The following is a 20,356-nucleotide window of genomic DNA, read 5'->3' on the forward strand; positions in this document are numbered from 1 at the left end:
TCAGCCCGGGACTCGACCGGCGCGGGTGTAGCTGCCGTGGACGCCGAGCACGGCACGCCCGGACGGGTCCGCGGCTTCGGCAAAGGCCGGATCCCACGCCAGCGCCTCCGGGGTGGAGCAGGCGATGGACTCGCCGCCCGGCACCGTGCGGGCGCAGGCGGAGCCCGGAAAATGCCGCTCGAAGATCTCGCGGTACAGGTACGCCTCTTTCGACTGGGGCGGGCTGTGGGGGAACCGCGTTGCCGCGGCGGCGAAGTCGGCATCGGAGACCGCCTTCTCCGCGTGGTCCTTGAGTCCGTCGATCCAGCCGTATCCGACCCCGTCGGAGAATTGCTCCTTCTGCCGCCACAGGATGGAGTCCGGCAGCGCGCCGTCGAAAGCTTCACGCAAGGCGTGTTTCTCCATGCGCCCGTCGGCGATGGTCTTGCGGGAAGGATCCATGCTCATCGCCGTGTCGAGGAACTCGAGGTCCAGAAACGGCACGCGCGCTTCGACACCCCAGGCCATCATCGCCTTGTTCGCGCGGAGGCAGTCGTAACTGTGCAGCGCGTCGAGTTTGCGGACGGTCTCCTCGTGGAACTCGCGTGCGGACGGCGCCTTGTGGAAGTACAAGTAGCCGCCGAAGATTTCGTCTGATCCCTCTCCGGAGAGCACCATCTTCACGCCCATCGCCTTGATGCGGCGGGCCAGAAGGAACATGGGGGTCGATGCGCGGATGGTCGTCACATCGTAGGTCTCTATGTGCCGGATCACTTCCGGCAGTGCGTCGAGCCCTTCGTCGAAGGCGTAGGTGAATTCGTGATGTTCGGTGTCGATCGCCTCTGCCGCGACGCGGGCGGCGGAGAGGTCCGGCGACCCGGTGAGCCCGATGGCGAACGAATGCAGGCGCGGCCACCAGGCGCGGCTGCGGTCGTCATCCTCGATCCGGTCGCGAGCGAACTTGGCCGCACACGCGGCCACGAGTGAGGAGTCGAGCCCGCCGGAGAGGAGGACCCCGTAGGGTACGTCCGTCATGAGCTGGCGGTGCACGGCGGCCTCGAAGCCCGAGCGCAGATCCGTCGGCACAGTATCCGAGCCCGCGACGGCATCGTAATCGCGCCATTCCGGTGCGTAGAACCGGACCAGGCCGATCTCACTGTCGTAGACGTGCCCCGGTGGGAAGACCTCCACGTCGTCGCAAACGCCTACCAGCGCCTTCATCTCCGAGGCGGTCCAGAGACGGCCCACGGAGTCGCGCCCCCAATACAGCGGGCAGACACCCATCGGATCGCGGGAGATCAGCGCCCGTCCGGCCTCGGAGTCCCAGAGAGCGAACGCGAAGATGCCGTTGAGCCGGCCGAGGAAAGACGTGTCGCGGCACGCGGCGTAGAGAGCATTGATCACCTCGCTGTCCGATGCGGTGGTGAACTCGTAGTCCAGGCGCTCGCGCAGCGAGCGGTGGTTGTAGATTTCGCCGTTGACGGCGAGCGTCAGCGTGCCGTCGCGCGAGGTCATGGGCTGTGCGCCGCTGCCGGGATCGACGATGGCGAGGCGCTCGTGCGCAAGCACCGCTCCGTCGCGTACGGCGACGCCGCTCCAGTCGGGGCCGCGATGCCGCTGCTTGCTCGACATTTCGACGGCGCGTTGGCGCAGTGCGGCCAGGTCGTCTCCGGCGGGCAGGTCGAAACAGCCGAGAATCGCGCACACGGCGAAGGCTCCTCTCCAGAAGGTGGGCGGTACGCGCGTCGGCGGTCCCGTTCACTGAACAGGTCTCATGGTAAACGCCGTTCGCATCGCAGGCTCGTTCTGCGCGCGGCCGTGCGGGTGGCTCCCGGTCCGGACCTGTGGGGGCTGTCGCCCGCGGGGAGACGTCGGGATGTGCGGTGCTCAGCCGGCGCAGGGGGCTTCGTGGGTCTGCGCGTAGGCCGGATCGAGCGCGGACTGGACCAGATAGACCGAGCGGGGGTTGCTCACCAGCTGTTCGTGACTTGTCGTGTTCTCTTTGCAGCCGTTCTGGACCCAGACGTTGTCCACGGTGGCACCGGGCCCCGCGGTGAGGAACGTGTTCGAGGGGGGAGTCGAGATGCGGTCGCTGTGCGAGGCGATCACCGTGTAGTGCACGCCGGGCACGGTGTCTCCGCCGGCGTTGAGGCGATCGAGGAATTCGCTGCCGACCATCTGCTCCGCGTAGGACGGGCCCACGGTACGGGCGAGGATTTTCTGCACAGGGACGCCGATGCGCGTGAGCGCGCGGGAGATCGCGACGACGTCGCCGAACGTGGAGCCATGGTTGGTAGCGCCCAGGGTGACCAGGTTGCGCACCTTGTTGTCCGCGGGGGCTTCGGGAACCGCGCCGCCGTGGAACCGCAGGTACTGGCGTGCGACCAGCCCACCTTGGGAATGCCCGACCATATCGACTTGACGGGCCCCGGTCTCCTGCAGGACCCGGTCGACGAATGCGGACAGCTGGGCCGCGGACCAGTCGATGTTCGCCCCGCCGCCGAGACCCAGCAGGTTGCCGTCGAGGGCATTGCCGTCATTGCCGTAATCGGGTGCGAAGACGCAATATCCCTCGTCGGCGAGTTGCGGCCCGAGCGTCGACCACGTGGTCTCGGCGTCCGACCAGGTGCCGTGCACGAGGATCACGGGACGCGGGTGCTCGGCCGACGGGACGCATCCCCAATCATTGACGCGGGGCAGCGCTTGGGAGGCGGAAGCCGGGATGAGCGGTATGGCCTGCGCCGCGCCGGCCGTGAGGATAGCGGGGGCGCCGACGAGGGTGAGAGCGGACGCGAGCGCGGCCATGGTCGTGCGAATACCGGTCATGCTGGCCTCTCCCGGGGCTGTTGTATGCGGGTGTATGCGGGGCGTGCCCGTCGGTGGCACGCGGATTGCGGCGGTGGAGGTCTGCGCGCAAGGTGCCGATGGGACCCTGCCCTCGAGCAGTGGCCGATCATGCGCCGGAACGCACATTACCCTGTTGCTCAAGTTTCTGCTGTGGCGCCTGTGGTTTGGGCTCAGGCCGGGTGACGGCGCTGCGGGTGATGCGTATCGTTGGCGATGCGGTGTCGATCGACGTGAGGATGTGATCCGGCATGGGTGCATGGCAACGCGCGGCGTTCGAGTTCGCCGTCGATGGTGCCGTTGCGGCGGCCTCTGCAGTGCGGCGCCGGAATCACGATCCATTTCCACCGTCGCCCATCGACGGTGTCAACGACTGGACGGCTCCGCTCTCGGCGCAGCGTCCGCGCCCGGTGGTGCTGGTGCACGGCACCGGCGTCGGTGTGCGCGATACGTGGGATGTGATCGCAGCCGCCCTCGTGGCCGACGGATATCGGGTCTTCGCGGTCGAGCATGGCCGACGGCGCGGTCTGTTCGATGGGAACCTGACCGATCGACCGGGGGGCGGGGATATCGCGGATTCGGCGATCGAGTTGTCCGGGTTCGTCGAGAGCGTCAGGCGCGCGACGGGCGCGGAGCGTGTCGACATCGTCGCCCACTCGATGGGCGGGGTGGTAGCGCGCCAATACCTGCGGTTCTCCGGCGGGGCCGACCCGGCCGCGCCGGAGAACAACAAGGTCGGCCGGCTCGTCATGCTCGGAGCGACGAACCACGGCATCACATTCGGGACGATGCAGCTGATCGGCATGGCCGCGGAGAGGCTGGGCCTTCCGCTGGGCGCGCTCAGTGATGCCGCGTTGGGGCGGTCGCTGGCCCAGCAGATGGTGGGGTCGTCCTTCCTCGACCGCCTCAACGAAGGCGGCGACACCGTCCCCGGGGTGCAGTACACGGTGATCGCCAGCAGGGATGATCAGGTTTCCACCCCGCCCGAGCGCACGTTCCTCACCGCGGGGGACGGGTCGCGAGTGCGCAATATCTGGGTGCAGGACATCGATCCGTCCGCTCAGGTCGACCACATGCAGCTGTGCACGCATGAGGTCGCGGTTGACATCGTCCGTGAGGCGCTCGGAAGTGCGGCCGTCGGCGCCGACGGGGCGCTGGAGACACGCGCGGAATCGTGCGGGTGAGCGCGACAGATTACGCGGAGTCGGCAGAGTCCAGCCGACGTCCAGCCTTGCTTCTGGTGAGGTTTTCATCGGGCCCGTCAGGCCGGAGCGCGGGGTGATGCACCGTGCCATCGCGGTGGACGCCGCGGCTGTAGCGGTGGATCAGCTTCGCAGCCTTCGACGGTTGAAGGTTCGCACGGGTGACGTCGCCGTCGTAATGTGCGACCACGCGCGGGTCCATCAGTACGCGCCATAGCGGTGTCACCAATGCCGTGAGCACCATCAGTGCGTACCCGGCGGGCAGTTGCGGGGCCTCTTTGCAGCTGCGGAGGGCTTGATAACGCCGGCTGCCGTGCGCATGGTGATCCGAGTGCCGTTGGAGGTTGAGCAGCAGTACATTGCTGCCCGGGTGATCGCCGTTCCAGCTGTGCTCCGGGCGGACGCGCCCGAGTCTGCCGTCCGGCTCCCGTGCGCGCAGCAGACCGTAGTGCTCGATGTAGTTGACCGCCTCGAGCACGAGCATCCCGATCACGGCCTGCAGCGCGAGCCATGGTGCCACCTCCCAGCCGAATGAGCCGATGACGGCGGCGAACAGGACCACGCTGATCGTCCATGATTGGAGGATGTCGTTGCTCGGGTGCCAGAATCCGTGGCCCTGGCGGCGGAGGCGTCCGGCCTGCGAGCGCACGCCGGACAGGAACCCTCCGACCAGTGCGCGGGGGTAGAAGGCCCACAGGGACTCCCCGAGCCGGGCGCTCGCCGGATCGGCAGGCGTGGCGACGCGGACGTGATGCCCCACATTGTGTTCGACGAAGAAGTGGCCGTAGAACGACGGCGCCAGAGCCAGCTTGGCGAACGACTTCTCCGACCGTGTGTTCTTGTGGCCCAGTTCGTGTGCAGCGTTGATGCCGACGGCTGCGCTGATGCCCATGGTGATCGCCAGGCCGCCGCGTTCGCCGGTGGTCATCGGCTCATTCGCCAGGCACCAGGCGCCGAAGACGAACCCTGCGTACTGCACGGGCACGAACAGGTACGTGCACCATCGGTAGTACCGGTCGGCGGCGAGTGCACGCACGGCGCCGTCCGGTGGGCTGGAGCGGTCGGGACCGCACACCACGTCGATCAGGGGCACGGCGACGAGTACGAGATAGGCGCCGAACCCCCACAACAACCCGGACACGTGATGCGCAAGCAGCCACGCGAAAAACGGGCCGGCCGGCGCGACCAGCGACAGCGGCCACAGATAGCGCTTAGAATCCCGCCATGGACGGTCTTTGCTCATGACCGGCCTCCCCAAACCGCTGCTCCTGGTGTGAAGCCATCGCCAGTCTACCGCCTTTCCGTGCCCTCCGCGTCCCTGCGGCCCGTGCGTCGGTGCGGATGCTCCCACCCGGGAGAACGTGTCATGCGGTTGAAAACTGAATCTGACCTGTTTCAGACGTATAATACCAACGCGGACGCCCTGCTTGGGGTGTCTGTGGCCTTCGTAACTTGGGTGCGTGGAGTCGGGTGAGATGGCGTGCGACGCCGAGCCGGGCCGCCGAGCGCTGGTTGCCGACACTTGATCGGTTACGGTACCGAGGGTGCTTCGGACATGCGTCCAGTCATCGTTGTGTGAACCCGCTGGCTGGCACGGGGAGTGCTGTGAGTCGGAAGGGAGGGGCCGTGGCGGGATCGCTGTGGAGGGCGCGTGCACATCGCTTTGGCGCGAAGGGGTCGCCCGGCCCGCCGGTGCAGGTCCGTTTCGCTGATTCGGACGAGGTTGCACGGTGGGATGACCTGCTACTGGCCGCGCCGGATGAAGGCAACGCATACCGGGGCAGCGTCAACATCGCATGCATGGCGTTGCAGGGGTATCAGGCGGTCCGTCTCATCGTCGGCGGACACGCTGTGACGGGGTTCCGCGTCGACGTACGGCCGCTCGGTGCGATGTGGATGCTCATAGGCCCACCCGCGTCGGATGCGGTGGAGCTGGTCGATGCGGCGTGTGCGATTGCTGATTTCGCGGCCGAGCACGGGGTCTCGGCGGTTCGGGTCCGCCCCCAGCTGCGCGAGGATGAAGGAGCCGCCCGATTCCTGCGTGACAGCGGTCTGGTGCGGGTGCCGTCGTGGCTGTCGGACCATATCGCCGTGGTGGATCTCTCCGGCACACAGCAGCAGGTCTATGCGCGGTTCAAAAAGCAGACGCGGCATGCGCTGCGCCGTTCGGTGCGCGAGGGCGTGCAGGTGCGCCGGGTCGAGCCGACGTCCGAGAACTGCGTGACGATGAACCGCCTGGTCGAGCAGACGCGGCATGAACGTTTCAGCACACCGCCGGACCATGTGCTGACCGATATCTACCGCACACTCTCGGCGGACGGTGCAGGGCAGATGTTCATGGCGTGGCATGGGGGGCGGGTCGTGGCGGCCGCTTTCGCGGTCGTATTCGGCGAGAACGCCATGTGCATGGTGGGGGGATCGGTCCGCAAGGCGCCGGGGGACGCGGAGCATCCGGGGCTGGGCACGTCCGGAGCCGGATACGCACTGCAGTGGGAGTGCATGAAGTGGGCGCATGAGAGGGGCTGTACGCGGTACGACATGGACGTCACACCATCCACCGCATACATTCACGACCCGACGCACCCGTTCCATCGGATCGGCAAGTTCAAGAAATCCTTCAGCCGGGAGATCACCGACTACCTCGGCTGCTACCAGGTGTCCGGACGCCCCCTGTCCGGATGGATGATCCGCAGGGCGGAACGATTTACGCAGCGCAAGGCAGCCCGCCGCGCACGTCAACGCGGCCGGCGGCCGAATCCGGACTTCGTGTGGCTGAGATGACACTGACGCTCGCCGGAGACTAACGGCACGCAGGTGTCGTGGTGCATCGCCTGCTCGCCCGTATGCGCGGAGTGCGTCGCTCACGCTTACAGTGTCGGAAGAAGCTGTACGCACATACGGCGTGACCACCCGGGGCTGAGTTCCCCGGGTGTTTGCACGCCGAGTTAGGACGAACCCATGTCCTCCACACTCGCCGTCCGCGTGAACCCGCCTTCGGGGAACGAGGTATCGGCACGTTTCTCAGTAGGTAAGAAGAGATTCACGGTTCGCACGTCGGCGAACGTCTCACTCGCCTCCGGCGCGACGCCGTGGCTTGCGCCGGGGCTGTTGGCGGCGATGCGCCAGAATGCCGCTCTGGACATCGACGGGCCCCTGGACTCAGTGGCGCTCACCGGTGCCGAGGAGGTCCAGCGGATCATGAGCGACTGGTATCCGGCACAGATGCACGCCACTGCCATTCTGCAACAAGAAACCACGAATGAGACCCTCGCCGGTGGTAGAGGGGTCGGATGCTTCTTCTCAGGCGGGGTCGATTCGTTCTATTCCACCGTCAAACACATCGACGAGATCACGCACCTCATATTCATCCACGGGTTCGATATTCCGCTGGACAATGAAGACTTGGCCGAGCGCACGCTGCGTACCCTCCGCAAGGCGGCTGAGGATCTGGGAAAACCCCTCATTGAGGTCCGAACGAATCTGCGGCAGGTTCATGCGCTGCTGGGGCTTGATTGGGAATCGCATTCGCACGGGTCGCTCCTCGCGCATGTCGCGCTTCTGCTAACGGACCATATTGGCAAGTTGTATCTTCCGTCGAACCGCATCGAGGGCGAGCTGGAGCCGTATGCCACGCACCCGGATCTCGACAAGCATTGGGGGTCCCGCGGTCTCGAGATCGTGCACGATGGCAACGAGGCGAACAGGCCGATGAAGGTCGCGGCGTTCGCCGACAGCGAGCCGGCGATGAACAACCTCCGAGTCTGCTGGTGGAACAAAGACAATGATTACAACTGCGGGCACTGTGAGAAGTGCATTCGCACGATGATGAACATCAAGATTGCGGGTGCAGAGGGAAAGTGCGCAACCCTGCCTGCTGATATTCCATATGATGTGTACAACCGGATGTATATCAATAAGCCGGGAAAGCACGGTGCAGTGGAGAATCTGAAGGCGATGGACGATTTCGGATACCGGGACGCCGAGATGGAGCGTGCGTTACGCGACGCGATCGACAGGCCCACGTGGCAGAACCAGATCTTCCATGCTCGCCAGTTGGCCGGCTTGGCACCTCAGTTCGCCGGCTTTCTTTGGAAAAAGGGCACCGGGCAGCTGTCACAAAAGTAGATGGTTGAGCCTGAGCGCCCGGCCTGGCCCGCTTGCTGCTGTGTGGCTTGCGGCAGGCCGGGCGCGATGGGATCAATCGGTATCGCCCCTTCGGGCAATGATGGCTTGGTAGGCCTTCTCCCGTAGCGTCAGCCCCAGGACTTTGACCACGGTAAAGATGTACCACGAGCGTGCCGTCGCCTTCTGCAGAGCCGAGCGGTGCAGCGCCGATTCGAGCGCGCTCTCGAGTTCGGGATCGTCGCGGTCGGAATTTTGTAGTGCTCGAAGATTATCCCGCAGAAAATAGACGGCGCTGGGATTATCTGTGGGGATTTTCGAAAGGGCCTTCGCGGCGTCAATCGGCGGCAACGCGCGGCATTTATCGGCAGCACCTACGATGCGCATGTTAATCGCTGTACGAACGCATTTCTCGCATTCTCCACAGTTCAGCGCGTCGCTGCGGTTCCAGAAACAAACTCGAAGATGCTGCATGGCTGCAGGACTTTCTTTCGCCGTCGCGGCCTTCGCTACGCGATCGGCTTCGAGTCCGTCGTGGATGAGTTGCACGTTACTGCTGGACCACAGCGGGTCCAGGTCGGGGTGCGTACCTCTCGGTGCGAGGTTGCCCTCCGTACGGCCCGCTGGGATATAGACGGTGTGCAGGTGATCCGCGAGGGAGAGAGCCACGTGGGCAAGCCCGAAGCCGACGTCCCATCCTCCGTTCATCTCGAACATGCGACGAATGTTCGTCTGATATTCGATCAGGTGCTTACCCATTTCCGCAGCGGCCTCACGAACCCCCTCGAGGCTCTTCTCGTAATGTCGGCGACTGTGGCTGTTGAGAAAAATATCGAACCCGTGCACGAAGATGAGATGCGTGATGTCAGGCTGGTGCTTTACAGCTGAATAAAATGAGTCGAGTCCACCGCTAAAAAAACACCCGACCCCGCGTTCTCCGTGGCCTTTGTCCTGCGTGGAATCTGCCACGAGGTTGACCTTGCGCATGGTATTCGGCCACCACTCGTGGAGGGTATTCTGTGCGGTTTCGGCGCCTTGCAAAGTGCTTTCGTCGACGGCTGAATCGACGCGTAAATCCAACCCCTTGCGCATCGCCATGATCAGCGCCGGTGGAAGCCATGCCGTGCCGGTGTTGCGTAGGGGTGACGTTCGCGGATCCGTTCACCCGGTACTGTGAGTCGTTCCACGCGAACTCGGCCGCGGTTTCGTTCGTATTGCAGTCCACGGGCGTTACAGTGAACACTTGAGACACCAATCTATATCGTCGCTGAAGTGCGGATGCAAATTCTGTTATCGTGGCCGGCCGACGCGGGAGCCGATCGAACGTCTGATCTTTTGTGAAAGCAGAATGAACGGCAATTTTGCTTCTCTGGTGAAGTTCCATAGCTCTGCTGCGATTTCTTGCCTCGGGGTTCGGCGCAGCGTCTGTTCTAAGGCAGAGCGCAGTTCAGGATCAACGACTCCCGCATCGTTCATTTCTTGCAGATAGTGCTCCAGGTAATATCTAAACTGCGGAGCCTTCGCCGGGACCTTGCGCAGTGTCTTGGCTACGTTATATTCGGGAAACGAGGTGCACGCCCCTGACGCGCCGACAATACGAAGATTGATCGCTGTGCGGACGCATTTTTCGCACTCCCCGCAGTTTTGCGTGTCGCTACGGTTTGCGAAACATACACGCAAGTGTGCCATCGCGGCGGGGCTTTCTTTGATGGCTCGGGCTTTCGCGATTCTGTTCGCTTCAAGGCCGTCGTGGATGATTTCGGTAACGGAGCTGGTCCACAGGTGGTCGAGATCCGGGTGTGTTCCGCGCGGGGGAAGGTTGTCACCATACTCGCCGGCCGGGATGTAGACGGCCCGAAGATGATCGGATAGAAGATGCACGATGTTCGGTAGTGCGTATCCGATATCCCATCCTCCATTGTATTCAAAAAGCGGGCGAATGTTCGTCGTGACCGTGATCAATTCTTTGCCGAGTTCGTCGGCGGCCGCCTGTACACCGCGCAGTGCTGTCTCGTAGTGGTCTTCGCTTTTTAGGAATATATCGAACCCTTGGACGAAGATGAGATGGGTGATGTTGGGCTGGTTCTTCACGGCGGAATAGAAAGAATCGAGTCCGCCGCTGAAAAAACACCCAACGCCGCGGTTGTCGGGGGCTGTTGCCGTCGTCGATGTCGCATCGATTTTGACGGCGTGCATTGTGTCAGGCCACCATGAACAAAACAAGGACTGCGCCTGTGTTGCGCCGTCGAGCGCCTTTGCGTCGACGGGGCCATTTACACTGAGGTCGAGCCCTTTCTTCATGGCGAGAACTAGTGACGGTGTGAGCCAGGCCGTCGCGCTGTTGCGAAGTGTAACGTTTGCGCTTGTCTCGATCGTGTAAGACTTGTCTGCCCAGGACAGTTCAGCGGCCGCCTGGTTCATAGGGCGCTTGATGGGCGTGGTGGTGAACGTATCTATCATGGATGTACCCGATCATGGTTGGACGAAAGAAAGGTGCGTATTTCGAGAGGAGTTCAAGGAGAGGGAGTCAGCTTTTGGTAGATAAGTATCAATGCCATTTTCGTCGACGTTATACTCGACCAGAATGCCGCGATGGCACGCTGCATGGGGCTCCGGTCCAGTGCAAGTTTAAGTTCGTTAAGAATGTCCTCGTCCGCTTCTGGAAGATTTGTCAATGCGCAAATGTTTTCCCTTAGGAAGTATATCTGATTCGGCGTGGTGTATTTAATATGACGTATGGCTCTGGGGATGTTCGTTTGCGGTATTGCGGTAAAGGATTCGCCTGCCCCGGCGGCTTTCATGTTAAGTGCAGTGCGTACGCATTTTTCGCATTCCCCACAGTTTTGTACGTCGCTTCGGTTCCAGGAGCATACGCGGAGGTGATGCATCGCTGCTGGCGTACCTAATATGGCTTTGGCCTTTTCAGTGCGGGTGGCCTCGAAGTTGTCGTACACTAGTGTGACCGCTTGACTTGACCAAAGCGGGTCCAGTTCGGGGTGGGAGCCATGAGGAATCAGATTGTCTCGGTGATGAGAAGCGGGGATTAGCGCGGTGTGAATGTGGTCGGAAAGCAAGAAGGCTACGTGTGCCATCGCCGCGCCGTGAGCGTGCATCCAATTGCGTCCGGAGACGAACGGTGTTTTGATGCTTGTTGTAACTTCGATTAGTGTCTTATTCATTTCCGTTGCGATAGTGCGGATGTGTTTCAGGGCGTTTCGATAATGGGCTGTGCTGTTTAGGTATATATCGAAGCCATGCACGAATATAAGATGTGTGACTGTGTGATCGTTAGTGATGGCTGAGTAAAAAGAGTCTAGTCCACCGCTGAAAAAGCAACCAATTCCACGGCCATTCGCAGTCTGGTTTGGTTCGGTGGACGCTTCGATACTGATCTTGTGCAGTTCCTCTGGCCACCAACTGTGGAGTAGCTGCTGCGCTTCGTTGGTGCCCTCGAGTGTTTTAGGGTCGACAGTCGAGTCAATGTGCAGCGGAAGATCTTTTTTCATCGCCATGATCGTGGCCGGGGGCAGCCATGCGGTCGCGGTGTTGCGAAGCGTGACGTTTGCGCTCGTCTCGATCGTGTAGGTCTTATCGCCCCACGAAAATTCTGCCGCAGCCTCGTGATCGGGACGGTCTAAAACATTGACGGTGAAGGTCTCTGCGGTCATTGGTGACTCCGTGTTGGCGGTATGAGTGGGAGGAGCGGTTGTATCGAGGTGGATCGGTCAGGAACCGGCGTGCGTCAACGCCCGAGTTGTCTCTTCGTAGGCGTATTGGAGAGAGGACTTGTAGGCGGCAGCGTCGGGCACGGCGTCGCGGTCGGCGACGAAACATATGGTGAGGGTATCGCCGATGGTGTAGATCCCGTGGTTAAGGGCGGTTCTGGAGTCCAACGCCGGCAGTCCATAGCTCGACACGACCCGGCCGCCGTCGAGGGTCAAATCATCGGCACCGCGCCGCACGTTCGTGATCATCGTATTAGACAGACCTACTTGCGATCCTGTGTCCGGCCAGTGTCGGTTTATCAGTGAGGTGGCTGCTAGCGCGGTGGACGGTAGGTACTGGAGTAGCGATCGTGAGCGCTGAACCGCCCCATTGAGGTCCCGGCACTTGTCCGTGCGGACACTGTTGCTGATGGCGATGCAACGCAGATATAGGTCGGGTTCGTCGTTATGGAGATCGACGATGAGTGCGTCGAATTGGTTCGCCGAGGGTTTGTCGATCTTCCCGCGGGTGGACATGGGTACCAGTGCGGCGAGGTTCGAAGGAATCGGCTCTCCGCAATCGGAGAGATACAGCTCCATTGCGCGCGAGATCATGGTCAGCAGAAAATCGTTCACGGTGACGTCCGGTACTGCCGCCTTGGCTGCGCGGATTTCAGGTACAGAGACAGAGAGCGCGTCGAACGTGCGAGTGGGCCGAGGCTTGTGGTTGAAGCGTGTGCGCGGGCGTTTGTGCTGGGGGAGGGTGATTGTCCCCTCGGTATCGAGGCGCGCCACGGTGCGTGATGCCGCGGCGATGTCCTTCACCCCGCGGGCCAGTCGTGCCACTTGCGCCGGCTGATGGCGCAGCGCGGACCGCAGGAGGTGACGGCGTGAAGCGGTAGTGCTGGAAGAGTCGGGGCGAGGTGCGTCCCCCGTTTCGTTCGGGTCGGCTGTTCCCAACAAACCGCGTAGCACTGCGACACTGAACAAGCCATCGCCCAGCGCATGATGCATCTTCAGCGTGATGGCGGTGGCATATTCCGCGCCATCGATGTCGTGAAGTCCCGTATCCACATGGAGCTCCCATGGCGGGGCGTCGAGGTCCAATTGCGTGGCGGCGAGTCGCTCGAGACGGTGACGCAGATACTCCCATCCTGCGCCGCCCGCATAGCGCGTGTGGATATGCCGCGCCGGCCGGAATGATTCGTCGTCGATCCAGTACGGGTAGTCTAGGTCGAAAGGGACGCGGCGGAGCCGGCGGCGTAGCTCCGGCATCATTGCCGCCCGGTGTGCGAGGCGGGCCATCAGTGCCTGTGTGGCCGCTGCGTCGTCCGTCTCTACCCGGGTGGACTCGAATATGAACACGGCGACGATCTGCAGGGGTAGAGCCCTGTGCTCCAGGTAGACGTACGCGGCATCGGTAGGGTCGAGTTGCTGCACGCGCTCCTCCTGATGTTGTGCATAATAACCGGCAAGGCTGCGGCCGTGCGACACACTGCGGAGCCTGCCGCGCCTCGGAGCCGCAACGTTACATCTTTGGGAGTTTGAAAGCTCCAAATAATACAGTGAGATGAAAACGTCCAGCAGTGATCAGGGGTTGGCCGCCTTCCGGAAGCCACGGATGGCCGGGTAGGTGAACAGCAGGATCAGTCCCACAGCCCACGCGAGCGTGTACCAGAGGTTGTTTCCGAGGGGGGTCCCCAGCGCGAATGAACGCATCGCTTCGACAGCGCAGCTCATCGGCTGATACTCGACGAATGTCTGCAGCCACTGCGGGTATGCCATCAGCGGAACGAAGCCGGTGTTGAAAAACATCAGCAGTGAGGTAACCAGCGATATCATCTCGATGAGTTTCGTCTGCCCGCCGACGACTGCCGCGGCCGTGACCATGGTTGCGAAGGCGAGGCCGAAAAGCAGCGGGATGAAGAACATGCCGACGGCCGGCCAGAAGCCGTTCTGGAACCGGAATCCCAGCAACACGCCGACGATCAGGATGACCGCGGTCGTCACGATGATCCGCACCGCCTCGGCGATGAGCCGGCCGGCGAGACTCGACGCCCTGTGCACCGGCAGAACCCAGAATCGCGACAGCAACCCCGAACGTTTTTCCAGCTGCAAGCTTATTGCCCCCACCATGGAGCCGACCATCGAGGCGATGAGAGCCATCATGGCCACTTGCCCGTAGATCGCCGACTGCCCCGTGGCGGCACCGATGGAGTTGCCCAATACCACCTTGAACATGACCAACATGAGGCCGGGGTAGAGGAGTACTTGGACAGTCGTCAGGGGATCCCGCAGCCAGCCGAAGAGGAGCCGGTGGGCGTGGAGCAGGCTCTGGCGTGGTAAGGCGCGCAGTGACGTCTCCGGCCACGCGTGCGTGAGCTCGGGAAACTCCAAGGCTTCCCGCTCTGCCTGCGAAGTGAGGGACGCAGGCACGGCGTCGTCGTGGACGGCAAACGCTGATGCCGGTTCAGTAGCGCCGGGATCAGCGCGCAAATTCTTCGCAGGCTTCGTCAAGGTGCGTGAGGCAGTGTGCCGTGGGCTCATCCGCGCCTCCCGTTCGCCCAAATGCTGATCGGTGCGAAAACCGACAAAGCCCCGAACGCCCAGGCCAGGGCCGGCCAGAGAGTGGGCCAATCCACGCCGTCGGAGGCCATGTCGCGCATGGCGGTCGCAATCACGGAAATCGGTTGATTGCGCACGAAGGGCCGTATCCACTCCGGGAAGCCGGTGATCGGTACGAATCCCGTCGAGAGCATCCCCAGGATTAGCTGCGGCAGGGTGAGGGCTTGCGTCGTCGCCGCGGGCGTCTTCGACAGCGTGCCGATGGCGTCCCCGCCCATCGTGAGCGCGAACCCGACGAGAAGGGCGAAGAGGCAGAATCCGATCGAGTTGAGCCATCCGAGATGGAATCGAAACCCGATCACGTGGCCGCATACCAGCGCTACACACAGGGACACGAAGAGCCGGAAGAGATTGGCGGACATGCGTGACGCAAGCGGGGTGCCGGCGCGGATCGGCATCGTCTTGAGGCGGTCGCTCATTCCGTCGACACGGTCCATGGCCGCTTTCATGGCGGCTGACAGTGCCGTGAATGACAGCGCCTGCAACGCGATGATCGGCATGAGGAACTGGGCGTAGTCCACGCCCTGGAAGTTCATGACGAACTTCAGCGGCAGGTAGAAGCCGATCGTGAAGACGATGGGGCTCAGGATCGCGGAGACGATCTCGCCGTTGCGGAAGATGGGCTTGATCAGACGCAGGCTCAGCACCCACCATTGCTGCAGGGAACTCGGAGCGGCCCGGCGGCGTCTGCCGACGTACCGGCGGTCCGTGCCGGGGCGCGAAGCGACGGCGGCACCGGTGGTCGAGGTGAGCGTCATGAGGCTGCCTCGGCGCCGGTGCCGTCTCGGCCGTTCTCAGGTGCATCGGGCATCGGACGGGTGAGATTGAGGAAAACCTCGTCCAGTGACGGGCGCCGCAGCGCGATGTCATTGAGCTCGATGCTCGCCAGATCCAGTCGCCTCAGGACCTCGGCCAACGTCTGCGCGCCCTTCGGAGCCGGCACCGCGACGGCCGTCGGCGCGTCCTCGCCATTCGGCCGCGATTGCGGAGGCAGAAAGTCGTCAAGAACCTCGATCACCCGAGGGACATCGTCCGGATGCAAGGGGACCACCTCGCAGTAGCTGCTGCCGGTGCGGGCTTTGAGCTCGTCCGCCGTGCCCTCGGCGATCACCGTGCCCTTGTCGATCACGATGATGTTGTCGCTGAGCACATCGGCCTCTTCGAGGTACTGCGTAGTGAGGATCGTGGTGATGCCTTGATCGCGCAAACGGCTCACCAGATCCCACACCGCCTGCCGGCTGCGCGGGTCCAGGCCGGTGGTCGGCTCGTCGAGGAACACGACTTCCGGGCGCACCACCAGGCCGCAGGCGATATCGATGCGCCGGCGCATCCCGCCGGAATACTTCCCCACGAGCCGGTCCGCTGCGTAGACGAGGTCGAACTCTTCGAGCAGAGCGTTGGAGCGCCGCACGGCGGACTTCTTGTCCAGCCCCATGAGGCGGCCGAACAGCATGAGGTTCTCGCGGGCGGTGAGCTTGTTGTCCAACGCCGCCGACTGGCCCGTGAGCATGATCGAACGGCGCACCCCGGCGGCATCGGACACCACATCGTGGCCTGCGACGACGGCGCGACCGCTCGTCGGCTTGATCAGCGTCGACAGCACGTTCACGGCGGTGGACTTGCCGGCGCCGTTGGGACCCAGAACCCCCAGGACTTCGCCGCGCTCCGCGCGGAAGCTGATCCCGCGCAACGCGTGTACATCGCCGAAGGACTTGGTGATGTCCTCGACGAGTACGCCCGCGTCGGGTTCGGTCATGGGTGCTCCGCTGCGTCGTCGGTGGTTGTCGGGAATCCGCCGGGGCGGCAGAAGCCTGGCCGCCCGGCGGTGTATAGCCGCCAGTCTCTCATGCTGCGGGCCGCCTGCAGCAGATCGTTCGATTCCGGCGCACGTGTGTGGACATCGCCCGACCCGGCCGGAAGGTTACCCGGCAGCGCACCGATGTGGCGCGGGTGGCCCGGGTGCGACGAACAACCGTGGTCGCGGGGGCATACCGGTTCGGGCGATACTGAGCGAGCGGCGCTCGGCAGGTAGCATCATGGGCTGGCGGCGCGGGCTGCGCGCAGGGCCGCGGGCCCGCCGGACACACATACTCACCCCAACGCGGGTAAGTGAAGGAGAACGAAGCAGTGGGCAATCCGTTTGACGACGCTGACGCCAAGTTCAAGGTGCTGGTCAACGACGAGGGACAGCACTCGCTCTGGCCGGTGTTCGCGGACGTCCCAGCGGGCTGGAAGGTTGTCTTCGGTGAGGACAGCCGGGAGGCCTGCGTCGAGTACATCGAGGCCAACTGGACGGACATGCGTCCGAACAGTCTGATCAAGGCGATGGAAGAGGACGAGCGCAACCGAGGGTCCTGAGCCTCTCGGGGAGCAGCCGCGGTCACTGCTGCAGGAAGTCGATGAGCAGCTCGTTGACCGCGTCGGGGCGCTCCAGGTAGCCGTAGTGGCCGGCGTCCGGCACTTCTTCGTAGCGGGCGCCCGGGATCTCATCGGCCACCTCGCGGCACAAGTCCGTCGGCACCATGCGGTCGTCTGCGAATCCCACCACCATGCACGGCACGCTGATGCGCCGGTAGTGCGCGGTGCGGTCCTCCCCGCGGTCCACCTCCATCTGCGCGCGCAGGCCCGGCGTATGCTGGGGGGCGGAGAACTCGAAGATGTCGAGCCAGTCGCGGGCGGCGGACGGTTCCGCGAGCGTGGCGGGGGACAGGTTCAGTGCCGCCGTGACCGCCGAGCGGTATTCCGCGGGCAACTGCACGTTCTGGTCCGCCAACGCGCGCTCGCCGGCCCCCAAGCGCGCCTGGAAGGCGCTCTGCCGCCCGTACGTGGCGAGCATGACGGCCCGCGATACCAGATCGGGGCGCGCGAGCGCGAGCTCCTGAGTGATGCGGGCTCCCAGTGACGTGCCCACCACGCGTGCCGGCCCGCCGAGGTGCTCGATCAACGCGGCGATATCACCGACCATGTCGTCGAGCGAGAACCCCTCGGCACACTCGTCGGTGGGGGCGATGCCGCGGTTGTCCACCGTGACCACCCGATACCCGGCCTTCGTCAGCGCCGGAACCTGGTGCGCGCCCCACACACGGCCTGGGCTCCCCGTGCCCATGACCATGACGACCAGCGGGCCGGAGCCCTGCTCGGCGTAGTTCAGGCGGATTCCGTTGAGTTCGGTGATCGGCATAGGGGTGATTGTCTCATCCCGAGCGTGCCCGGTCCGCATGCGCACAGGTGCGGGCCGAGGGGCGGGGGTCGTCCTTATTCCACCCGCCGCGAGGGGCGGTCCGGGTGGCGCAGCTCCAGGAGAACCCGCACATCCGGGAGGTGCCCGCCGGCGTTGTCCGCGATATCCGCGATGACGTGCGACAGGCGGGCCCGCAGGGCATCGAGGTCCGCATCCGTAGTGGTGCGTACGGTCAACGTCAGGGTGGGTCGCCCGCGCACCGTGCGCGTGCGGGCGCGGACGTCGTCCACCGCCGGCAGCGATGCGATCTCCTGCGCTGCGGCATCGGCGATCGCCGACGGGGCGACGGAAATGCGGCCGAGGGCGGCGTGTTCCCAGCGCGAGTCCGGTGCCCGGCGCGGACGGAGATGCGCGCCAACGACCGCCGCCCCCAGAAATGGTGAGCACCACGGCCGCGCCGATCAGGCCCCAGTGCCATGCCGGGGCTGACGGGACGGCGTAGATCCACTGCCGGTCAGGGTAGATCGACCAACGCTCGGACAGGTTTGTCCCCGCCCAGAACGCGATGGCGAAGCCCCCGACCGCGATCAAAGCGAGGCCGACAGCAGCGACGACCACACGGCCGACCCCGCCGAGTCCGCGACCGACGTTCACCGCACCCTCCGTCGGGGGCCGTCCGGCAGGAGAGCGGTGCGCACATTGACGCGCGGCCGGGGGGCCAAGTCGTCGACGAACGGCAAGACCGCGTCGCGCACGGTCCGCTCGAGATCCGGCATCGGAGTTCTCTGATCCGTGGAGGCGGATTCCGCTGCCGTGCGCATTTCGGAGGGCATGGAGACCGTGACGGTGATCTTCCTGCGCGATGCGATGGTCTCGACTCTGCAATGCGGCAGGGCATCCTTGGCGCGCGCGCTGCAGGCTCGTGCCACGTTTGTAGGGGTGAGCCAGACGGGGACGTCGGCGTGCAGCCGCAGGTGGGTGCGGCGACGGGGGCGTAGTGCGCTCCAGAGCAGGGCGATTCCGATCGCCACACACGCCGGCGCCGCATACCGCATCCAATCGCGCCAGGTCAGCCGGGCCACCCACGCGACGGTGTTCGCCAGCCACGGGTCGCCTGCGATCACCTCGTAATACAAGAGCACCTCGCGCACGCACAGCGCACCGATCGCGAACAGTGCGAAACCGATGACGAGGAAAACAGCGGCGGACGCGGGGGCCGCGCGCGGCTCGCGGGCGGAAACCCTGCGCCCCGTCATCGCGCCCCCGGAACGGCCCCCGGAGCCGGAAGGCTCCGACGGCCGGGTTTGCGCCGCACCGGCTCCCGGGGCGGCGGACAGCCGGCCGACGGTGACGTCGACGCGGATCGGAATAAGGGCGGTCAATTCGCGGATGCGCTCGGTGACGCGTTGTTGGACCGACCGGGAGACATCGGTCAGCGACTCGTCCCGGTGAACGGCGATGCGGATGCCCACCACCGCGCTGCCGTTCCTGACCGCGGCGATGGCGCGCGGCATGCCGCCTCCGCTGCGCCGGCCGGTGTCGGCGGAGCCCGGGACACCCCGGCGACCTCGCGCGCCGCCGCGCACGCGATCCGGGTGACCACGCGGTTCCGGATCGTCAGTGTGCCCCGTTCTTCCGGCGGGGTGCGGCCGCCCGCCTGTCCTCACAGCCGGCGGCCCCGGAGCGCGGGCGGGCGGCCTGCGGGGCGGCCTCAGCCACGGCCGCGGCCCCGCCAGACGGCCGTGATGTCGATGGCCCCGTCGTGATGCGCGCCGACAGCCAGCCCGACCGCGCCCAGGATCACCGCGACGATGAACCCGACGATCCCGCCGGTGGTGGCGGCGATGGCCAGGAGGAGGCCCGCTATCAGGCCGACTGCTGCGGTGCTCATGATCGCTCCTGTGTTTGTGCGACCGGCGGCGGCCGGCGGTGGGCGAGGTCGGCGATGGTGACCACCACCTTCGGCAGCGCCAATCCCAGGTGTTCGGCGGCAGCGGCACGCACGTCGGGCATCGCCGATGCGGACACGATGCCGGCGCTGTCGGTGTCGGCAGGCGCGCTGTCAGCAGACTCCATCGCTCTACTGGACCCGCGAGGACGCCGTGGCCTCGAGCCCCTCGTCGTCCCCCGGGATGTGCACGTCGTAGACGGTGACGTTGACTTCGACGACCTCCAGCCCGGTCATCCGTTCGACGGCGTCGATGACGTTGCGCCGGATGGCGGCGCCGAGGTCGTAGATGGGTACGCCGTAGTCCGCGACGATGCCGATGTCGATGGCGGTTTGCCGTTCGCCCACCTCGACGGCCACGCCCTGCGAATGGTTGACGCGGGCGCCGGGGATCCGCCCGCGCAGCGCCTCGACCGCGCGCGCGGTGCCGCCGCCCAGCGCGTGCACGCCGTCCACCTGCCGGGTCGCGGTACCCGCGATCTTGGAGACGACCGTGTCGGTGAGGATGGTGCGGCCCTGGTCGGTCACCAGTTGCGTCGACGCGGAGCCCGCCTGCGGGGCGGCGGCCAGGGGGCGTGGGCCGCTCTCGGGCCCCGCACCGCCGGAGTGCGGTGCGGGTTCCGGAGTGGGAGCTGCGGAAGCCGGTGTAGCCATAGTGTCCGTCCCCTCGTGATGACGACTCGCGCGATGGTGCCGACCCTCGCGACGGTCACGCCGCGGCGGGCGCGCTTCCCCTTCATCGTACGGCGGA

At 64.8% G+C, this 20,356-nt stretch carries 20 protein-coding genes; 4 read left to right on the forward strand and 16 right to left on the reverse strand.

Annotated features, from left to right (window positions below):
* Both asnB and H4F70_RS04345 read right to left on the reverse strand, forming a co-directional pair.
* On the reverse strand, positions 1–1,686 hold the full coding sequence (gene asnB, locus H4F70_RS04340; RefSeq protein ID WP_182359155.1) for an asparagine synthase B: 1,686 nt from the start codon (positions 1,684–1,686) through the stop codon (positions 1–3).
* Between the two features lie 180 nt (positions 1,687–1,866).
* Positions 1,867–2,805, reverse strand: a complete 939-nt coding sequence (locus tag H4F70_RS04345; RefSeq protein WP_235681335.1) for an esterase/lipase family protein — start codon at positions 2,803–2,805, stop codon at positions 1,867–1,869.
* Positions 2,806–3,074: 269 nt separating this feature from the next.
* Between H4F70_RS04345 and H4F70_RS04350 the strand changes: the two genes are divergently transcribed.
* Positions 3,075–4,007: an esterase/lipase family protein gene (locus H4F70_RS04350; RefSeq protein ID WP_182359156.1), complete on the forward strand. Its 933-nt coding sequence runs from the start codon at positions 3,075–3,077 to the stop codon at positions 4,005–4,007.
* 10 nt (positions 4,008–4,017) lie between these two features.
* Here H4F70_RS04350 and H4F70_RS04355 read toward each other — a convergent pair whose 3' ends face one another.
* Complete coding sequence (locus H4F70_RS04355) at positions 4,018–5,268, reverse strand: alkane 1-monooxygenase (protein WP_182359157.1); 1,251 nt, start codon at positions 5,266–5,268, stop codon at positions 4,018–4,020.
* Between the two features lie 383 nt (positions 5,269–5,651).
* On the opposite strand from H4F70_RS04355, the gene H4F70_RS04360 reads away from it, so the two are divergent.
* The gene (locus tag H4F70_RS04360; RefSeq protein ID WP_182359158.1) at positions 5,652–6,806 is read left to right on the forward strand and encodes a lipid II:glycine glycyltransferase FemX; all 1,155 of its coding nucleotides are present in this window, start codon (positions 5,652–5,654) and stop codon (positions 6,804–6,806) included.
* A gap of 177 nt (positions 6,807–6,983) precedes the next feature.
* Positions 6,984–8,150, forward strand: coding sequence for an adenine nucleotide alpha hydrolase family protein (locus H4F70_RS04365; RefSeq protein ID WP_182359159.1), 1,167 nt, complete (start codon positions 6,984–6,986; stop codon positions 8,148–8,150).
* A gap of 72 nt (positions 8,151–8,222) precedes the next feature.
* Here the strand turns inward: H4F70_RS04365 and H4F70_RS04370 are convergent, their stop codons facing one another.
* The 7 genes from H4F70_RS04370 to H4F70_RS04400 form a co-directional block, all read right to left on the reverse strand.
* Positions 8,223–9,245 (reverse strand): hypothetical protein, encoded by a 1,023-nt coding sequence (locus H4F70_RS04370; RefSeq protein ID WP_182359160.1) that lies wholly within the window; start codon positions 9,243–9,245, stop codon positions 8,223–8,225.
* Between the two features lie 192 nt (positions 9,246–9,437).
* Positions 9,438–10,607: a hypothetical protein gene (locus tag H4F70_RS04375; protein ID WP_182359161.1), complete on the reverse strand. Its 1,170-nt coding sequence runs from the start codon at positions 10,605–10,607 to the stop codon at positions 9,438–9,440.
* Between the two features lie 53 nt (positions 10,608–10,660).
* The gene (locus H4F70_RS04380) at positions 10,661–11,815 is read right to left on the reverse strand and encodes a hypothetical protein (RefSeq protein WP_182359162.1); all 1,155 of its coding nucleotides are present in this window, start codon (positions 11,813–11,815) and stop codon (positions 10,661–10,663) included.
* Positions 11,816–11,872: 57 nt separating this feature from the next.
* Positions 11,873–13,291 carry a wax ester/triacylglycerol synthase domain-containing protein gene (locus H4F70_RS04385; protein ID WP_182359163.1) on the reverse strand — a complete coding sequence of 473 codons (1,419 nt, stop codon included), beginning with the start codon at positions 13,289–13,291 and terminating at the stop codon, positions 11,873–11,875.
* 150 nt (positions 13,292–13,441) lie between these two features.
* Positions 13,442–14,398 carry an ABC transporter permease gene (locus tag H4F70_RS04390; protein ID WP_182359164.1) on the reverse strand — a complete coding sequence of 319 codons (957 nt, stop codon included), beginning with the start codon at positions 14,396–14,398 and terminating at the stop codon, positions 13,442–13,444.
* Positions 14,395–15,234: an ABC transporter permease gene (locus tag H4F70_RS04395; protein ID WP_182359165.1), complete on the reverse strand. Its 840-nt coding sequence runs from the start codon at positions 15,232–15,234 to the stop codon at positions 14,395–14,397. Before H4F70_RS04395 ends, H4F70_RS04390 begins: the two co-directional genes overlap by 4 nt.
* Entirely contained in the window at positions 15,231–16,232 is a 1,002-nt protein-coding gene (locus H4F70_RS04400; RefSeq protein ID WP_182359166.1) for an ATP-binding cassette domain-containing protein, read from the reverse strand. Before H4F70_RS04400 ends, H4F70_RS04395 begins: the two co-directional genes overlap by 4 nt.
* 371 nt (positions 16,233–16,603) lie before the next feature.
* Between H4F70_RS04400 and H4F70_RS04405 the strand changes: the two genes are divergently transcribed.
* A complete protein-coding gene (locus H4F70_RS04405; protein WP_182359167.1) occupies positions 16,604–16,834 on the forward strand; it encodes an MbtH family protein in 231 nt (76 codons plus the stop codon).
* Between the two features lie 22 nt (positions 16,835–16,856).
* Here H4F70_RS04405 and H4F70_RS04410 read toward each other — a convergent pair whose 3' ends face one another.
* The 6 genes from H4F70_RS04410 to H4F70_RS04435 form a co-directional block, all read right to left on the reverse strand.
* Positions 16,857–17,657, reverse strand: coding sequence for an alpha/beta fold hydrolase (locus tag H4F70_RS04410; RefSeq protein WP_182359168.1), 801 nt, complete (start codon positions 17,655–17,657; stop codon positions 16,857–16,859).
* 74 nt (positions 17,658–17,731) lie between these two features.
* Positions 17,732–17,947 (reverse strand): hypothetical protein, encoded by a 216-nt coding sequence (locus tag H4F70_RS04415; protein WP_182359169.1) that lies wholly within the window; start codon positions 17,945–17,947, stop codon positions 17,732–17,734.
* A gap of 360 nt (positions 17,948–18,307) precedes the next feature.
* A complete protein-coding gene (locus H4F70_RS04420; protein ID WP_182359170.1) occupies positions 18,308–19,171 on the reverse strand; it encodes an Asp23/Gls24 family envelope stress response protein in 864 nt (287 codons plus the stop codon).
* Positions 19,172–19,368: 197 nt separating this feature from the next.
* Positions 19,369–19,548, reverse strand: coding sequence for a DUF2273 domain-containing protein (locus tag H4F70_RS04425; protein WP_182359171.1), 180 nt, complete (start codon positions 19,546–19,548; stop codon positions 19,369–19,371).
* Complete coding sequence (locus tag H4F70_RS04430) at positions 19,545–19,733, reverse strand: hypothetical protein (protein WP_182359172.1); 189 nt, start codon at positions 19,731–19,733, stop codon at positions 19,545–19,547. Before H4F70_RS04430 ends, H4F70_RS04425 begins: the two co-directional genes overlap by 4 nt.
* 4 nt (positions 19,734–19,737) lie before the next feature.
* Positions 19,738–20,259, reverse strand: a complete 522-nt coding sequence (locus H4F70_RS04435) for an Asp23/Gls24 family envelope stress response protein (protein ID WP_182359173.1) — start codon at positions 20,257–20,259, stop codon at positions 19,738–19,740.
* Between the last annotated feature and the right edge of the window lie 97 nt (positions 20,260–20,356).

Source organism: Tomitella gaofuii, assembly GCF_014126825.1.
Classification (GTDB): Bacteria; Actinomycetota; Actinomycetes; order Mycobacteriales; family Mycobacteriaceae; genus Tomitella; species Tomitella gaofuii.

What these genes read in the sequence shown, in the direction of transcription:
- H4F70_RS04345 (WP_235681335.1), bottom strand. Translation starts at nt 2,805, where the DNA reads ATGACCGGTATTCGCACGACCATGGCCGCGCTCGCGTCCGCTCTCACC.
- H4F70_RS04350 (WP_182359156.1), top strand. Translation starts at nt 3,075, where the DNA reads ATGGGTGCATGGCAACGCGCGGCGTTCGAGTTCGCCGTCGATGGTGCC.
- H4F70_RS04355 (WP_182359157.1), bottom strand. Translation starts at nt 5,268, where the DNA reads ATGAGCAAAGACCGTCCATGGCGGGATTCTAAGCGCTATCTGTGGCCG.
- H4F70_RS04365 (WP_182359159.1), top strand. Translation starts at nt 6,984, where the DNA reads ATGTCCTCCACACTCGCCGTCCGCGTGAACCCGCCTTCGGGGAACGAG.
- H4F70_RS04370 (WP_182359160.1), bottom strand. Translation starts at nt 9,245, where the DNA reads ATGGCGATGCGCAAGGGGTTGGATTTACGCGTCGATTCAGCCGTCGAC.
- H4F70_RS04375 (WP_182359161.1), bottom strand. Translation starts at nt 10,607, where the DNA reads ATGATAGATACGTTCACCACCACGCCCATCAAGCGCCCTATGAACCAG.
- H4F70_RS04380 (WP_182359162.1), bottom strand. Translation starts at nt 11,815, where the DNA reads ATGACCGCAGAGACCTTCACCGTCAATGTTTTAGACCGTCCCGATCAC.
- H4F70_RS04390 (WP_182359164.1), bottom strand. Translation starts at nt 14,398, where the DNA reads ATGAGCCCACGGCACACTGCCTCACGCACCTTGACGAAGCCTGCGAAG.
- H4F70_RS04395 (WP_182359165.1), bottom strand. Translation starts at nt 15,234, where the DNA reads ATGACGCTCACCTCGACCACCGGTGCCGCCGTCGCTTCGCGCCCCGGC.
- H4F70_RS04400 (WP_182359166.1), bottom strand. Translation starts at nt 16,232, where the DNA reads ATGACCGAACCCGACGCGGGCGTACTCGTCGAGGACATCACCAAGTCC.
- H4F70_RS04410 (WP_182359168.1), bottom strand. Translation starts at nt 17,657, where the DNA reads ATGCCGATCACCGAACTCAACGGAATCCGCCTGAACTACGCCGAGCAG.
- H4F70_RS04420 (WP_182359170.1), bottom strand. Translation starts at nt 19,171, where the DNA reads ATGCCGCGCGCCATCGCCGCGGTCAGGAACGGCAGCGCGGTGGTGGGC.
- H4F70_RS04425 (WP_182359171.1), bottom strand. Translation starts at nt 19,548, where the DNA reads ATGAGCACCGCAGCAGTCGGCCTGATAGCGGGCCTCCTCCTGGCCATC.
- H4F70_RS04430 (WP_182359172.1), bottom strand. Translation starts at nt 19,733, where the DNA reads ATGGAGTCTGCTGACAGCGCGCCTGCCGACACCGACAGCGCCGGCATC.
- H4F70_RS04435 (WP_182359173.1), bottom strand. Translation starts at nt 20,259, where the DNA reads ATGGCTACACCGGCTTCCGCAGCTCCCACTCCGGAACCCGCACCGCAC.